Source organism: Rhodovulum adriaticum, from assembly GCF_004345735.1.
Taxonomy (GTDB): Bacteria; Pseudomonadota; Alphaproteobacteria; order Rhodobacterales; family Rhodobacteraceae; genus Rhodovulum; species Rhodovulum adriaticum.
This window is the reverse complement of the sequence record NZ_SLXL01000016.1, coordinates 22,600-37,214: the sequence shown is the minus strand read 5'-3', so window position 1 is coordinate 37,214 and position 14,615 is coordinate 22,600. Positions and strand designations below refer to the sequence as shown.

The window sequence follows — 14,615 nt, the reverse complement described above, 5'->3', positions numbered from 1 at the left end:
ATGGCCAGTCATTCCCACGCCGGGCATATGCCGAGTTCCGGCAAGGCCCTTGTGATTTCGGCCTGGCTCACCGGCGTCTACTTCGTGATTGAACTGGCCGTCGGGCTCTGGACTGGCTCGATTGCCGTCCTGTCGGATGCGTTTCACACCCTGTCGGCGGTTGGCGGCGTTCTGGTGGCCATCATCGCGCAGCGCATTGCGCGCCGCCCGGCGGATTCGGCGCGGAGTTTCGGCTGGTACCGCGCCGAGATCATCGGGGCACTGGTGAATGGCGGCTTTCTTCTCGGTATGGCGCTTCTGGTGATCTGGATGGGCGCGATGCGGCTCGGGAATCCGATTCACCTGGCCACGGGTCCCATGCTCTGGGTCGCCTTCGGAGGCCTGGTCACCGAAGTGATCTCGCTGGGGCTGATGTGGCAATCGAGCAAGGACGATCTGAATGCCCGTGGTGCGCTCTGGCACATCATCCAGACCTTTGTCGGCAGCCTCCTGATCATCGTCACCGCTCTAGTGATCGAGTTCACCGGCTTTCTGGCGATTGACCCGATCCTCGGCATGGCGTTCGGGGTGGTTCTCCTCTGGGCCTCCGTCGGCGTCATCAAGGAAGCGGTCCACATCCTCATGGAAGGCACGCCAGAGGGAACGGATCTCGAGGCTGTGACGACGGACCTGCGCGGCCAGGACGGGGTTCTGGACGTTCACCATGTGCATGCCTGGACGCTGACCAGCGGCAAACACGCATTTTCTGCCCATATCCGCCATGGTGAGCCCGCAGAGGCCGCGGACCTGCTGAACCGGGCCTATCGGCGGCTGACGGAACAGCATGGGTTTCACATGGTCACGCTGCAGCTCGAAACAGAGTGTCTCGACGAGCGCCACGCGCGGGATCTTGATATAGTCCAGATAGCGGCTGCAAAGGCTGCTGTCGCGTTGCCCTTTAATCTGAGACGCGACGCGTTTGGCGACAATTTTTGCCCTTAATTGTGAGATACGGCTGTCATGGGGCCCCTGTTTCTCGCGCACCTTTGCGCGATGTGATCAACCGCGGCAAGCAATCGAGGCTCCTTCTCGAAGGCGCGCAAGAGAGCAACCCTTGCATAGTCGTCGATGCTTTTGCTGACGATGGCTGCCTTAGCCAAGGGATGAGATCGAGCGGCGGCGATTGCGGCGAGGCAGAACAGCCTAACTTCCGATCTGGGGTTCTGGACAGCGAACGACGGATCCCCGCGGAAGGTTTTGAGTGACATGGCAAAGGTGACTGCGCGCATTGCGCGCCGAAGTTGCTTGGGGCCGCGCGAGCGCGCGGCGCACTCAAGCATCTCTGCCCCGCGGCGCGCTCGGTATATCAGTTTTCCAGATATTTGTTCCTCACGGAGTTTGCCAAGGGTCTGCACAAGTCTCGTCCCGCAAACTTGGCAGTCAAATGCCCAGGCCCGCCTCCAATGCCTGAGCAAAAGACCCTCTCTGGAGCATCGCAGGCAATGCTGGAATGGCATCTGAGCCGTCAGTGAGGCTTCTCGTGGCGTCATTGCCGGAAAGGTCAAAGATCGAACAACATCTGGGTTAACCCGTGCGGCGTTGGCAATCTTCGCCGCCGCAGCCGCGTCGACGTTGAAGTCCAAGGCGGTGCCATGCGCGGTATCGATTCTGAGATGAGCCAGTAGTTCCGCATCATCACAGTAGTTGGCCGCCGCCAGCCGAGACAACCAACCTGACAACAACTCGTCTGGCAGCGGCGCGACAGTCTTGGGCAGCGGGTGCGGCTTCACACCCGGGACTTCTGGAGCCGCCGATGGGGGTTCGCATGGCGCGACCAAACCGGCGTCCATTTTGCGATTGCGTCATCGGTGATGCATTCCTCGCCTGTGATAATGGCGTCGATGGAAAGATCCTTGACCAGAGCGAAGATGCGCGAGGTCACCCCACCGGTCAGTGCCAAGACCTGCTTGAGAGATTTGACCTTCAGGTTGGACTTCTTTTCCAGTGGCATGGCAGCAATAAGGGTCTGGATCATGTCCGAGAACTCGGCATCGTCGCGCCAGTTTGGCAGATGATGTTCGTCCAGCCGTCGGGCAAGCTGGATATCACCGCGAATAGCATCGACGGCCTCGCTGACCCCAAGGCAGACCAGTGACACCTCGAGTTCATTGCTGAGATACCGCAGGACATTGAGAAATCGGCGCTGTTCGCGGTGGGTCCCGGCCAAGAGATTGTGGACCTCGTCGATCATGATCATCCGCAGGCCAAGGTCGCGTAAGAGCGCGATGACACGGACTTCGAGGGAAGCCACATTTTGAGCGCGGGCGCTAAGAGCCGTCGCCGGGGCGCCGACGGCGGCCAGGATGTGCAGGTAAAACCGCCGTTCATCAGGTGCGGGCGGCGCTTGCAACAGCAGAAGCGGTGTGCGGGTGATGCCCGACGCCGGATCGTATTCTGGTGCGTACTTGCGCGACAGGTTTCGGGCAATCATCGTCTTTCCGATCCCGGAGGCGCCATGCACAAGAAGCCCAGGCATACGGGTTTGTCGTGGCGCTTCGATCATGCCCTGCAAGCGGTCCAACACCTGTTCCGCCCGAGGAAAGCCGATCCAGATATCCGATTGAATGAGGGCGATCCGGCCGTCTTCTTCAGTTGTCCCTGCCCTCAATTCACCATCTCTCCACCTTGAACAATGGGCGCGATGTATCACCCGTATCGATCGGGCGCAGCCCTTCGGTTGTCGAGACGGCCGAGTTCGTGCCCTTCAATGTCCCTTTTCTTTCACGGGTTCTGCGTTCGGCCTTCGTCAGGCCCCGGCTTTCAGCTTCGATCTGGCGTTGCTGTCGGATCAGCTCAGCCAGCACCAGCTCATTAGACCCGGACTTGCCAAGGGCACGGGCCTTCCTCATCGCTTCGCGATATTCCCAGAGCGAGACGGGCGGAATTTCCAGGTTTCTGTACCGCGCCTCAACATACCGGCCATCGTCCAGTTCGACCCAGATCATTGAGATATCGCGAGGATCGTAGCGAACGACCACCTTTCCATCCCCGCGCCCAATGTGGCCTGCAAGGGCATCGGACCAGTACCTTATCTGGAACAGATGGATGCCGTCACGCCTGATCTTGCGCAGTTCACTCGGCAGGAAGCTCACCTGAAAGGCTTCCATCTCGAAGGGGATGTCGCCTGTCATTTGCTCTGAGAGCGCCTCCCATTTGGCAACGGGCGTGCAGCCAAGACTTGAATGAATGCTGTTGTTGTAACGGCAGATTTCCAGAGCAAACCAGCGATCGAATTCGCTCAACGTCATCGTGGCCTTGCTTTCGGCGTCATAGTCGCCCTTTGCCGCGATCGAGGATTGCGTTGTTCCCGGCAACAGGTGAACGGCCCCCATCATGGTGCCGATCAACCGTTCGATGTGACCACCGAAGTGAGGACTTGCTGGCGGTCGATAGACCAGATCGATCCCCCAATCCGCACAGGCCGACCGAAAGGCGCGCGACCGGAAATCGCGACCGTTATCGACGTGGATGCTGTGCGGTTTGCCCTGTGCCGGCCAAGGAACATCGCACGCCAATTCCGCAAGAAGTTCCTCCTTGAGGGTCACCGCCTGTGTCAGGCAAAGCGCCACTGACAGACGCGAAGGTGCCTCGAGAGAGGTGTAATATCCGGTCACCATCCGCGTTGCGACGTCGATCGCCAGCGTGACCCAAGGCCGCCCAATTGGTTTGCGTTCAAAGCCGTCGACAAGAATGATGTCCGCCGGTGTATGATCAATTTGGACGATCTCCAGTGGCATACTGGCCTTGTTCTCACCTGTGACCGGCGCAAATTTCTGGCGGGCCGCCTTTGCGCCCTCTCGTGCCTTCGCAACTTCGCGGGCATCCATCGCATCCAGACGACGCTGAACCGTTCGCCGTGTCGGCGGTTGCAAGCCCTCCTGCCAGCAAGCGCTGCGGATTTCTGTCACGACGCGCGACAAGCTCGAACGCTCCCGGCGCAAGAAATAGCGGCGAAGGTGCTCCTCGATTACCGCTTCGACTTTGCTGGATATTAACATCGTCCCGGTCGGGCGGCCCCGTTTCCGCGGAGCCAGAGCGCTGGTGCGCCCACCCTCTTCCGCCAACCGTTTTATCCAACGCCAGACCGTCGCCCTGCTGACACCAAGCTCCCAAACGGCGTCATTGATGCCACGTTCCAGGCTGCCAGTCCCATTGAGATATGCCTGAACAAGAGGGCGCAGCACCGCGGCCCTGCGCGCCTCTTCAGCACCAACGGCAACGGAGTCTTCGCCATCATCATTCATCGATATTTGCCGCAAATGTCTGTGAACCCTGTCTCAGGTTTAAGGGCAAAAATATCAGAATTAAAGGCAAAATCTCATATTTAAGGGCAAAACTCAGCCGTTGATTTCGTTGGATTTCCCATCTCACAATTAAGGGCTACGCGACACCAGGTCTTGATCGGATGCGGGATACCGATCGCCAAGATCATCGCTGCAATGGGCAGACCCCAAGCGATCAACGCACCGGGAAGTGTCGACAGAAGATCGGTCCTTTCCTTCAGCACCATGGCATTACCCCGCGCAGCAGCTGAGTTTGGCCACATCCTTGTCGAAAGTCTGGGCCGCAAGTTTCAGCCCTTCAACCGTGGTCAGATATGGGAAAATCGTTTCGCCGAGGGCCTTGGAGGTCATGCCGAACTTGAGCGCCATTGCCAGCGTCTGGATCGTGTCCGAGCCTTCGGGCGCCACGATCTGGCCGCCCAGCAGGCGGTCGGTCTTGGCGTCGGCCACCAGCTTGATCACGCCGCGGGTGTTGCGGGCCGCGGCGGCGCGCGGGACGTTGTCGAGCGTGATCACGCTGATCTTGACCTCGTGCCCCGCCGCCTTGGCCCCAGCCTCTGAAACGCCGACACCGGCCACTTGCGGGTCGGTGAACACGACCCATGGCATCGCCGCATTCTCATAGCGCATTGGCTCCAGTCCAAGGGCATTGTTGATTGCCACCTTGGCACCGTAGGCGGCCATGTAGACGAACTGGTCACGGTCGGTGACATCGCCCGCCGCCCAGACGCCGGCCCGCGTCGTGGCCATGTCAGGACCGACCTTGATCGAGCCGCGCGCGTCGGTCTCTATCCCGAGGTCTTCCAACCCGAGGTTCTCGGAATTGGCCACCCGTCCGGTGGTCACAACCAGCCGTTCGGCGGACAAAACCTCGGTCTTTCCATCGCGTTCGACAGTCAGAATGACGCCGCCCGCAGCTTTCGCGGCCGAGACGTAAGCAAGACCGGTCTCGACCGCGATGCCTTCGGTCTTCAGCGCTTGCGTCAGCGCCTGGGCCACCTCCGGCTCGGCGCCGGGCAGAAGGCGCGAGCGGGTCACAAGCGTGACTTTCACCCCCAGCCTTGAGGCCATCTGCGCCAACTCGCAGCCGATATAGCCGCCGCCCAGCACAATGATGCTTTCGGGCCGGTCGGGCAGGGTCAGCAGACCGGTGGAATCGAGGGTCTCCACGGTGTCGATGCCTTTGATGGCAGGTTGATGGGGGCGCGAGCCGGTGGCGATCAGGATGCGCGGGGCGGATATCACCCGCCCGCCGACAGCGACGCCACCCTCGACCAATCGCGCCGGGCCGTCCTCGATATAGGTGACGTTCTCATAGGCGGGCAGCAGGTCGATATATTTCTTGTGCCGCATCTCCGCGACCAGATCGGTCGTGCCTTTCACAACGGCTGGCCAATCCACCGCATGTTCGCAGGACGCAATGCCCGGGAACCGGGCAGCGGACGCGCCACCATGGGCCGCCTCTGCGGCGCGGATCATCGCCTTGGACGGAACGCAGCCGACGTTCACGCAGGTGCCGCCGATGGTGCCGTGCCCGACAAGCGCCACCCGCTTTCCGGCTTCAGCTGCAGTGATCGAAGCCGAGAACCCGGCAGAGCCCGCACCGACGACGATCAGGTCATAACTGTCGGCGCCGACATCCTTCGAAGAGCAGCAATCATGTTCCTTGACGGTTTGATCCATTTTCATTTCCTTTACTTGAACCGGGCGCCACCATCTTGGCGGCGGTCAAATTTCAATTCACACCATCGACCCGATGTCGGAGGCGTAACTGGGATAAGCGAAAATCATCGCCTTGATCTGATTTGCGGTCTGCCCGGCACCCATGGCCATGGCGAAAAGATTGATCTGCTCCTCGGCTCCTGGTCCGATCAGGTGCGCGCCGAGTATTTGCCCGCTGCCCCGTTCGACAAGAACCTTGAATCCGGTGTGTTTCGCGCCGACGCGCAGCGACGAATACCAGCCCTCCGTCTTCTCGAAATGCACATCGAACTTCAGCCCCTGCTCCCTGGCCGCCGCTTCCGACAAGCCCACGGTAGCAACCATGGGCAGGGTGAAGACCACTGACGGGATCGGCGGATACTTGATCTCCCGCGCGTCCTTGCCGCCCAGAATGTTCTTCCCCGCGATGCGTCCCTCTGCCGCCGAGACCGGGGTCAGATTCAACCCGCTATCAGCGCAGTCGCCGGCCGCGAAAATGGCCGGGTTGGTGGCGCGCATCGCGTCGCTCACCTTGATGCCACGGCGTGAGTATTCGACTCCAGCGGCCTCGAGGTTCAGCCCGTCTATGTTGGGCACGCGGCCGGTGCCATGCACCACCAGATCGCAAGTGATCGTTTCGGTGCCGTCGTGACGTTCCACGGTGACCACGACTTCGTCGCCCTGTTTCTCGATCTTCGCCACCTTCGCTTTGGTGCGCAGATCGACGCCCAGCTCTGCGGTCGCCTCGACCAGCATCGCGACCAGATCGGGATCAAAGTTGCCCAGGGGGCGGTCCATCATCTCCAGCACGGTCACCTCGCGCGCGCCCGCGCGCTTGGCCACATGGGCGAATTCCATCGCGATGAACCCGCCGCCGACAAAGGCGATGCGGTCGGGACGCTCGGGCAGTTCCAGGAAATCGGTCGAGGTGGCGAGATACTCCTCGCCCGGGATGTTCAGCGTCATCGGTCGGGCACCGGTGGCGATGTGGAAATGCTTCGCCCTCAGGGTCTCGCCGTTCAACTCGATCGCATCGGGGCCGGTAAACCGTACCTCTCCGTGCAAGACGTCGATCCCGGCCTTTTCCAGCCCGGCCTCGATGCGCGGTGGCATCGCGTCGGTGAAGCTGCGCTTGAAGGCGATCATGTCGGACCAGTTGACCGAAGGCTGCGCCTCCAGCCCCTTGCCCTTCATGTTTTCCGCCCACTCGACGCCCTCGGTGACGGCGATCAGCATCTTCTTGGGATCGCAACCGCGCAGGGCGCAGGTGCCGCCATGGGGCTCGCTGTCGATGCTGGCGACGCTCCAGCCGGCATTCGCCGCCATCCGGGCGACGCCATTGCCACCGGTTCCACCGCCGATCACGATAAGGTCGTAGCTCTTCGTCATAAGGTTTTTCTCTTCAATGCTTTGTCTGAGGCGCTATTTGGATGGATGTCAGCCCAGTTTCCCTCAGGACGCCGAGCCGCGCGCGTTCTTGCGCCAGAGCGCGTAAATGGTCAGCAGGATAAAGATGCCCAGTGCCGGAAACAGCACGAGGTCGAGATATCCGACGACGGCGGCCAGGCCGACCGCGCCGAAGAGGATCACCAAAATGGGCGTAAAGCAGCAGAGCGCCACAATGATGGTGCCGATGATGCCCACTTTCAAAAGGCCGTTCGAAGATGTGTCGTCTGAAGGCATCGTAATTTGTTTCCTCATGTCTGGTGCATCAATTGCGTGGTGCCACCGGATCCGGGATCGACCCGAACAGCCCAAAGACCTGTGCCGGTGCGTTGCTCTACTCGGCCGCGAAATCGGCCGGGCGGTGGATACTCTCACCGGCGGCCCGGGTTTTGGTGCAAGTCTCATCCGGTGCGCCATCGACACCTGCTGATCCCCTGCGCCTGATCTCGCGAACAACCAGCGCCGCGCCAATTGCCGCGACGACAGCGGCTATTCCGCCGAGCCCCATCAACCACCCGCCAATCCCGCCGAGAATGGTGGCTAGGATGACGCCACCGCCGCCGCAGCAGATCACCATGATCGGCGCGGCAATGATGAAGGCCAGAAGCCCGCCCAAATGTTTGTCATCCATGGCCATACCCGTCCTTCCGTGCTCAGGACTCCCCCGCCTGGAGCACCTCGGCCGGATAGCCATTGGCCAGAACCGCCTCGATGATCATGTCTGGGTTGGCCGCCTGATCGTCGAAGGCCACGACGTAAGTGCCCGTGCCAAACTCCTCGCCTTCCTGGAAGTCGACGATTTCGACCGTGGGCACGCCGCGCATCGCCGCCGCGACGGTGAACGAGCAGGTCGGGCATGTCAGTTCGGCGACACCGACATTGATGCGCTGTTCTTCGGCACTGGCGGGCATTGCGGCCAGAATGCCGAGAGTTGCGAGTGCGAGAGAGAGATGTTTCATCGGTTACGCCTTTCAGTAGGACAGGATGTAGGGGGTCAGGTAGGGGAAGATCATCGCCACGGCGACGATCCCGCTGGCAATCCAGAGAATGGACCGCATGAGTGTTCGGTTCATCGGTCGCGCGCAGGTGCCATCAACGCAGGCTTCGGCCGGGATCGGGCTATACGCCTTGTAAAAGCCGTATCCGATGAAAGCGGCACTCAGTGCGAAGGTGATCCACTTATATTGATAGAACGCGCCCAACTGGGCGATGAACACGCCGGTGACGCCGAAGCTCACCAGCACCAGCGGCAGGATGCAACAGGAGGTCATGGCCAGCGCGCCGAGTACGCCGAGCCCGGTTGTCGCCCATGCCTTTTTGTCAGCTGCCGGGGTTTCGCCCATTGCCGACTGGCGGCCGGCGGATGTGGTTTCAGTCATGGTTCGAATCATCCTTGCCTCAGTGATGATCTCAATCTAGGGTCTGTAGCTGGTACAGGCTCAAGGGGGTTTGGTGTGAATAATCATCACAGATCGGTGAAGGTCCTCAGGCGCGGAGATCTGGCCAAGCTGACCGGCTGCAATCTCGAAACTATTCGCTACTACGAGAACATCGGCGTCATGCCCGAGCCGCCGCGCTCCAGCAAAAATTATCGCGTCTACGATGACAGACATGTCGCGCGTCTGCGCTTCATCATGCGCGCGCGCGAGTTGGGGTTCACGCTCGACGAGGTTCGCGATCTGCTCGCATTGGTCGATGGCGGGGCCCAGACCTGCGGCGAGGTGCAGGGTCTGGCAAATGCGCATCTCGCTTCAGTCCGCGCCAAGATCGCGGATCTCAAGCGCATTGAGCACGTCCTGTCGTCCACCGTGGCGCAATGTAGCGGAGACGATGTGCCCGAATGCCCCGTCATAGATGCGCTGAGGGAGGAGGCCTAAAAGGTTTCTTGAGGAAATCCGCGGCAATCAAACCGGACAGTCCTTGGCTTCCGCGCTAGGAACACCGTGACCAATATCGCGGGCAGCGAAGAAACCGCGCTCTGAGGTGCCCCTAGTTTCCTAGACATCCGCTTCCACGAATCAGGCCGTAGCCGGCCAAGCTGATCAACTCGGACAGGTGCAGGCACAGAGTTACCGCAAGATTTATCGCTCGATCCGGCACCGCGGCTTCGAGGTGCTCGCGCCTCTCCTGAAGGTCGCGTATTTTACTGGAAACTGAATGGCTGAAATCCCGCTTGGGCATGTTCTTGTTCGCATTTAGGCAAATTCTAATTTGCTGTCCGCCACATTCGAAACTTTCCCTGCCCTGTTACCTCACGGACCAATCCCCTTTCTTCCATCCAGGTCAGGTTCCGCTGGACCGCCGCTCGGCTAGTGCCGGTCAGGGCCTCGGCCATCGGTGCGGAGAGGAGCGGCCATTCGGTCAGCACGGCACGCAAAGCCGGTGGAGTTTTGCCTGAGAGCGAGCTCATCTCTGCTTCTGTCCTCGCTGACCATGTCTCGATATAGTCCAAGTGCCGCATCGCGGTCAGGCAGGCAGTCTCCATCCCATCCAGCCAGCGAGCAAGACGCTCCGGTGGTAAGCCCGACGCGCGCAACCCCCCTGCCCCACCCATAGCTAGTGGTGCAAAGTTCGCTCCCTTTCCGTCGCTGGCCGTGATCCTTGCCGCGGTAACGGCTGCTTCGATCTGGTCGCCTTGTTGCCCGAGACCCGCCAAGCTCCAGAGGTGAAACCCCATGCAAGCCCGCGTGATCGGGTGTAGATGAACAGCTGATTTCATCACCTCCAGCCATCCGCCCGCGCGCTCCTCTAGCCGCTCGGTGGCATCCTCGATGTTCTCGGGATCGCGGCGGTCCAGAAAGGCCGCCAGATCGACCATTGGACCCGGACCACCCATCAGGCGGCGAACAGCCCAGCCAACTCTTGCCAAGGCATTCGGGTCATCCTGTGCGCCAGACAATCGCATTGATATCCAAAGAGCGAGGCGGTCAGAACTCACCCGATCCCCTGCAAGCCAGCTGAGGTCTGCCGCCTCGATCAGTGCCAGTCTGTGTCGCCAGCCATCCGGGCCACGCAGCAAGCGGTCATCCAGCGCACCCAGGCGTCCAGCCACCTTTGCCAGCCGCGCAGCCTGAGCCGCTTCCGCCTTTGCCCAGTCGTCGATGACAGCAATGTCGGACGGTTCTGCCCGTGGCCCGGGCGGCAAATCATCCGGTTCTTCTTCGAGCGGCCCCGGCAGGAACCAGAGGTCGTCCTCGTGAGCCCCCACATCCCCCTCGGTGGTGATGAGGGGGTCGTCAAAATCATCAGGAAAAGTAGATGCTTGCGGCTTCATATGTGCAAAATATCTATATTATGCACATTACCCAAGCGATTTTGTGGCAGTTGCCCGCGCTCTTTGTATAGTACGGACGCGCGACTGTCGGCGGAACCTCTCAGATCGCGCTCAGTGCAAGAAAACCAAGGGGATTGTGCACCAGCACGACAAGAGATCACTTGCTTGCATTCGTTTTCAAACGGTCGTTTATTGATGATACATAAAATTGCAAACGGCCCGTTTTCATGCCCCTGATAGGCTACGCCCGTGTTTCCACAGAGGATCAGACCCCCCTGCCCCAGTCTGAGGCCCTGCAGTCTGCGGGATGCGCCGAGATCTTTGAAGAGCACGCCTCGGGCGGCAATCGCGCGCGACCGGTGCTGGCACGCGTGTTCGAACGCGTCCAGAGCGGCGATACGCTGGTCGTTGTGCGGATCGACCGGCTTGCGCGATCTCTGTCGCACTTGCTGGAGGTGATCGAAAGACTGGAGGGAAAGGGGGCGTTCTTCCGCTCGCTCCAGGACCCGATCGACACTGCCTCGCCCCAGGGCAAGTTCACGTTGCAGGTTCTGGGCGCTGCGGCTGAGTTCGAACGCGCTCTGATCCGCGAGCGCACAAAGGCCGGGCTTGCCTCTGCGCGCGCCAAAGGGCGCGTAGGCGGCAACCCAGGGCTACGCGCCAAGGATCCCGCCGCGCTGCGCAAGGTGCGGCTGGCACGGCAGGACGGCTATATGGAACGCCTGAACGAGACCGCGCAGGATTGGGTGCCTCATGTGCGCCGCCTGCGCCCCGATATGGCTTGGGAAGACGTGCTGCGAATTATCAATGCCCCCCTGCCCCCAGATCACCATTGGACACAAGGCCGACTGCTCCGCGCTGTGAAGGCATATGTGCGCGACGGGTTCCTTCCTGCCGAGGTGCTTGGCCGCGCCGGACGCCGCGAAACCGATGACCGCCTGCCGGCCATCGTCGCAGCGATCAAAGGCGCGGACCCCGAAATCACGCTGCAGGCGATCTGCGATCGGCTAGAGTCGATGCGCGAACGGACCCCTCGAGGTCGTGCCAGCTGGCAGCCGTCTTCGGTCAAAATGTTGCTCGAACGAGCGGAGCGGCTTGGCCTAATTTCATCAGAATCGGCTCACTCCCAACTGTAACTAGCAGAGGCTCAAACAGCTGAATCTATCGCTCTAAACACCGTCAGAAGGTCAATTGTGCCATTGGTTGCATGGGTTTAGCCAATACCATCCAAACAATCCCCATGAATGGCTTGAAGCACGGTCTTTTGGATTTATCACCATAAAATCAACAACTTGCAGTTATCTTGATGTGACTGTACGTATTGGCGCTGTGGATAACTTTCACACTACATCTAGATTCTTCTTGCCGGACTCACTTGATCGTGGCATTCCCATTCTGACGGTAAAACGCGTCAGTCGCGCTGTACACCGTCAGAATGACCAAGAGCCTCAACAGAGGCCGAGAGTGGGCGGCAGGACATGGATGATCGTAACGTTGGATACGCGCAAGGCATAGGCTCTTCCGACATCGGAGCATTTGCCGACAATCTGGCTGAATCTTTGGATCGCCAGATGAAGATCGCTTTCGAGCCCGAAGAACGAAAGTCCCTGCGCCGATTCAGTTCTACCGAAGTTGCCAGCCTCCTGCGCGTTAGCACATCTAACCTGCGCAACCGGCACAAGGACGGCAGCTTCCCGGAAGTTCATACAGACAACCGCGGACACCGGTTCTACACAGCCCAAGAGATCGATAAGCTGCGCGACATTCTGGGGCGCACCGGAAAGAACGCAGAAAGCTACCGCCCCGGTCGACGTGAAGGCGATCGTCTCCAGGTGATATCTGTCGTCAATTTCAAAGGCGGATCGTCAAAAACAACAGCAACGATCCATCTTGCACAACGGTATGCTTTGCGAGGTTACCGAGTGTTGGTCTTGGATCTCGATCCGCAGGCAAGTTTGACCACCTTTTTCGGCTTTCGGCCAGAGCTCGAGTTCGCCGAAGGCGGCACAATCTATGATGCCCTGAGATATGAGGAACAAGTTCCGCTCTCAGCCGTCATCCAAAAAACCTACTTCCATAAGCTCGATATGGTCCCAGCGGGCCTGATGCTCTCGGAATACGAAACTGAGACGGCAAACGCCCTCGCCCGCCGGGTGCAACCCATATTTGCGGAGCGTCTTGCCTTAGCGCTTGAGGAAGTAGAGGCGAATTACGACATCGTTCTGATCGACTGCCCACCTCAACTTGGCTTTCTGACCCTAACGGCGTTGGCAGCCTCGACGGGACTCCTAGTAACGGTCGTGCCTGGCATGCTCGACATTGCTTCAATGAGCCAGTTCCTGAAACTTGCTTCGGAAACGGTAAAGGCTGTCGAAGAAGCCATTGGCAGGCGCGTTACATGGGACTTCGTAAAGTTCTTGATCACGAGATACGAGCCGTCGGACGGGCCTCAGACCCAGATGGCGGGCTACCTGAGATCGATCTTGGCCGGACAGGTCATGACTGAGCCAATGCTGAAATCTACAGCAATCTCGGACGCCGGTATGACCCAGCAAACCGTCTACGAAGTTGATCCGAGCCAATTCATTAGAAAAACGATTGATCGCGCTCTGACCAGCGTGAATGGCGTTGGAGATGAGTTGGAACAGACAATCCAAATGGCATGGGGGCGTCGCTGATGGCCCGAAATATCTTCAATCAGCCTCCAAAGGACGAGAAGGAGAGCGCGGCCCCCTCCCCTACCCCGCCAAAAGCAGCAAAACTGCCAGGATCTGTTGGCGGATTGCGCGACTCTTTGCGCGAGATTACCGCGAATTCGATCCGTGACATCGAGCCCGATCAGATTGACATGGATGGTCTGCGCGATCGGTTGGTGCTGGAGGATTCCAGTATTGATGAGTTGGCCGAAAGCATTCGCAAGCATGGGCAACAAGTACCAATTATGGTCCGTCCATCAGCGCAACCGGACAGATACCGTATCATCTACGGACGACGCAGGCTCGCAGCGATCCGCATGGTCGGCGGAACGGTCAAGGCGATCGTTCGAAGCCTGGATGACGACGCATCTCTGATCGCACAGGGCCAAGAGAACAACCTCCGACTAGACCCGTCTTTCATTGAGAAATCTCTTTTTATCAAAGAGATGCAGGAATCAGGTTACAAGCCAAACGTCATTCAGGATGCTCTCGGCTTGACACGGCAGGGCGTGTCCAATCATCGCGTCGTCATAGAGCAACTGCCAGAAGGGCTTGTACAGCTGATCGGGCCGGCACATGGCATCGGACGACGGCAATGGGGTGACCTGGCCGCTTTGTCGAAAAAGATAGATCTGGTGAACACAGCCAAAGAGGTGATCGCCGCCCTGCCCGACGACACTCCAAGCGCGGATAAGTTTCAGGCAGTCTACTCGGCTTGCTCGAACAAGGCGCGTAGCGACAAGAAGCAAGCCAACCGCAGCCTAACGTCCGTTGTCAAAGATGGGGACGGTAGCTCTGTGGGAACGCTGACAGTCGACCAGAAAACGATCGCTATCAAGATCACCAAGAAGGACAACCCAGAATTCGGCCAATGGATCGAAGAGCGCGCGGAGGCAGCGCTTTTGAAGCTCTTCGAACAGTGGCGGAATGAGAGCGGCTCTGGGTCCTAAGCCCCGAGCCACACAGAGTAACTCGAGCAGAGGAGAAAAGCGAAGACCAGAAAGAAAAGAGCCCCCCAAAGTTTCCCCTGGAGAGCCCTCATCATTCGATTAGCACTCATGATGTAGCAACCTCCAGCAAACCGGTCAAGAGTCACCGATTCGGTGGACGGGTTTTTATTGCCTTTTTCTGAGCGAAATCTCGGGAAGAGACTGGGAAGTTGTGGGCCGAACGGTC

General features: G+C 59.6%; 15 protein-coding genes. 5 read left to right on the top strand and 10 right to left on the bottom strand.

What is annotated here, in order from left to right; all coding sequences use genetic code 11:
- The gene (locus EV656_RS15045) at window positions 1–981 is read left to right on the top strand and encodes a cation diffusion facilitator family transporter (protein ID WP_009807478.1); all 981 of its coding nucleotides are present in this window, start codon (window positions 1–3) and stop codon (window positions 979–981) included.
- Here EV656_RS15045 and EV656_RS15040 read toward each other — a convergent pair.
- The 9 genes from EV656_RS15040 to EV656_RS14995 form a co-directional block, all read right to left on the bottom strand.
- Complete coding sequence (locus tag EV656_RS15040) at window positions 978–1,829, bottom strand: TniQ family protein (protein WP_207287098.1); 852 nt, start codon at window positions 1,827–1,829, stop codon at window positions 978–980. The two genes, EV656_RS15045 and EV656_RS15040, sit on opposite strands and share 4 nt — an antisense overlap.
- Window positions 1,766–2,647 carry a TniB family NTP-binding protein gene (locus EV656_RS15035; RefSeq protein WP_038147410.1) on the bottom strand — a complete coding sequence of 294 codons (882 nt, stop codon included), beginning with the start codon at window positions 2,645–2,647 and terminating at the stop codon, window positions 1,766–1,768. The genes EV656_RS15040 and EV656_RS15035 overlap by 64 nt, the downstream gene beginning before the upstream one ends.
- A gap of 1 nt (window position 2,648) precedes the next feature.
- On the bottom strand, window positions 2,649–4,283 hold the full coding sequence (locus EV656_RS15030) for a Mu transposase C-terminal domain-containing protein (protein WP_009807475.1): 1,635 nt from the start codon (window positions 4,281–4,283) through the stop codon (window positions 2,649–2,651).
- Between the two features lie 270 nt (window positions 4,284–4,553).
- The gene (gene merA / locus EV656_RS15020) at window positions 4,554–6,005 is read right to left on the bottom strand and encodes a mercury(II) reductase (protein ID WP_009807474.1); all 1,452 of its coding nucleotides are present in this window, start codon (window positions 6,003–6,005) and stop codon (window positions 4,554–4,556) included.
- Window positions 6,006–6,062: 57 nt separating this feature from the next.
- The gene (locus EV656_RS15015; RefSeq protein ID WP_008335974.1) at window positions 6,063–7,412 is read right to left on the bottom strand and encodes a dihydrolipoyl dehydrogenase family protein; all 1,350 of its coding nucleotides are present in this window, start codon (window positions 7,410–7,412) and stop codon (window positions 6,063–6,065) included.
- Between the two features lie 63 nt (window positions 7,413–7,475).
- Window positions 7,476–7,724, bottom strand: coding sequence for a mercury resistance system transport protein MerF (gene merF, locus EV656_RS15010; RefSeq protein WP_243695714.1), 249 nt, complete (start codon window positions 7,722–7,724; stop codon window positions 7,476–7,478).
- A gap of 79 nt (window positions 7,725–7,803) precedes the next feature.
- Complete coding sequence (locus EV656_RS15005) at window positions 7,804–8,100, bottom strand: hypothetical protein (RefSeq protein WP_222481190.1); 297 nt, start codon at window positions 8,098–8,100, stop codon at window positions 7,804–7,806.
- Between the two features lie 22 nt (window positions 8,101–8,122).
- Window positions 8,123–8,428: a heavy-metal-associated domain-containing protein gene (locus EV656_RS15000; RefSeq protein ID WP_009807473.1), complete on the bottom strand. Its 306-nt coding sequence runs from the start codon at window positions 8,426–8,428 to the stop codon at window positions 8,123–8,125.
- A 12-nt stretch (window positions 8,429–8,440) separates the two neighbouring features.
- Complete coding sequence (locus EV656_RS14995; protein ID WP_176244179.1) at window positions 8,441–8,848, bottom strand: mercuric transporter MerT family protein; 408 nt, start codon at window positions 8,846–8,848, stop codon at window positions 8,441–8,443.
- A 96-nt stretch (window positions 8,849–8,944) separates the two neighbouring features.
- Here EV656_RS14995 and EV656_RS14990 point away from each other — a divergent pair, with 96 nt between their 5' ends.
- The gene (locus EV656_RS14990) at window positions 8,945–9,346 is read left to right on the top strand and encodes a MerR family transcriptional regulator (protein WP_008335980.1); all 402 of its coding nucleotides are present in this window, start codon (window positions 8,945–8,947) and stop codon (window positions 9,344–9,346) included.
- A 329-nt stretch (window positions 9,347–9,675) separates the two neighbouring features.
- Here the strand turns inward: EV656_RS14990 and EV656_RS14985 are convergent, their stop codons facing one another.
- A complete protein-coding gene (locus tag EV656_RS14985; protein ID WP_008335981.1) occupies window positions 9,676–10,743 on the bottom strand; it encodes a hypothetical protein in 1,068 nt (355 codons plus the stop codon).
- 227 nt (window positions 10,744–10,970) lie between these two features.
- Between EV656_RS14985 and EV656_RS14980 the strand changes: the two genes are divergently transcribed.
- From EV656_RS14980 to repB, 3 genes are all read left to right on the top strand, one after another.
- Complete coding sequence (locus EV656_RS14980; protein WP_050532598.1) at window positions 10,971–11,879, top strand: recombinase family protein; 909 nt, start codon at window positions 10,971–10,973, stop codon at window positions 11,877–11,879.
- Window positions 11,880–12,221: 342 nt separating this feature from the next.
- Window positions 12,222–13,421: a plasmid partitioning protein RepA gene (gene repA, locus EV656_RS14975; RefSeq protein ID WP_043754158.1), complete on the top strand. Its 1,200-nt coding sequence runs from the start codon at window positions 12,222–12,224 to the stop codon at window positions 13,419–13,421.
- Complete coding sequence (repB, locus tag EV656_RS14970; RefSeq protein WP_223229246.1) at window positions 13,421–14,389, top strand: plasmid partitioning protein RepB; 969 nt, start codon at window positions 13,421–13,423, stop codon at window positions 14,387–14,389. The genes repA and repB overlap by 1 nt, the downstream gene beginning before the upstream one ends.
- Window positions 14,390–14,615 lie beyond the last annotated feature (226 nt).

What these genes read in the sequence shown, in the direction of transcription:
- merF (WP_243695714.1), bottom strand. Translation starts at nt 7,724, where the DNA reads ATGAGGAAACAAATTACGATGCCTTCAGACGACACATCTTCGAACGGC.
- EV656_RS15030 (WP_009807475.1), bottom strand. Translation starts at nt 4,283, where the DNA reads ATGAATGATGATGGCGAAGACTCCGTTGCCGTTGGTGCTGAAGAGGCG.
- EV656_RS15045 (WP_009807478.1), top strand. Translation starts at nt 1, where the DNA reads ATGGCCAGTCATTCCCACGCCGGGCATATGCCGAGTTCCGGCAAGGCC.
- EV656_RS15005 (WP_222481190.1), bottom strand. Translation starts at nt 8,100, where the DNA reads ATGGATGACAAACATTTGGGCGGGCTTCTGGCCTTCATCATTGCCGCG.
- EV656_RS14995 (WP_176244179.1), bottom strand. Translation starts at nt 8,848, where the DNA reads ATGACTGAAACCACATCCGCCGGCCGCCAGTCGGCAATGGGCGAAACC.
- repB (WP_223229246.1), top strand. Translation starts at nt 13,421, where the DNA reads ATGGCCCGAAATATCTTCAATCAGCCTCCAAAGGACGAGAAGGAGAGC.
- merA (WP_009807474.1), bottom strand. Translation starts at nt 6,005, where the DNA reads ATGGATCAAACCGTCAAGGAACATGATTGCTGCTCTTCGAAGGATGTC.
- EV656_RS15000 (WP_009807473.1), bottom strand. Translation starts at nt 8,428, where the DNA reads ATGAAACATCTCTCTCTCGCACTCGCAACTCTCGGCATTCTGGCCGCA.
- repA (WP_043754158.1), top strand. Translation starts at nt 12,222, where the DNA reads ATGGATGATCGTAACGTTGGATACGCGCAAGGCATAGGCTCTTCCGAC.
- EV656_RS15015 (WP_008335974.1), bottom strand. Translation starts at nt 7,412, where the DNA reads ATGACGAAGAGCTACGACCTTATCGTGATCGGCGGTGGAACCGGTGGC.
- EV656_RS14980 (WP_050532598.1), top strand. Translation starts at nt 10,971, where the DNA reads ATGCCCCTGATAGGCTACGCCCGTGTTTCCACAGAGGATCAGACCCCC.
- EV656_RS14985 (WP_008335981.1), bottom strand. Translation starts at nt 10,743, where the DNA reads ATGAAGCCGCAAGCATCTACTTTTCCTGATGATTTTGACGACCCCCTC.
- EV656_RS15040 (WP_207287098.1), bottom strand. Translation starts at nt 1,829, where the DNA reads ATGGACGCCGGTTTGGTCGCGCCATGCGAACCCCCATCGGCGGCTCCA.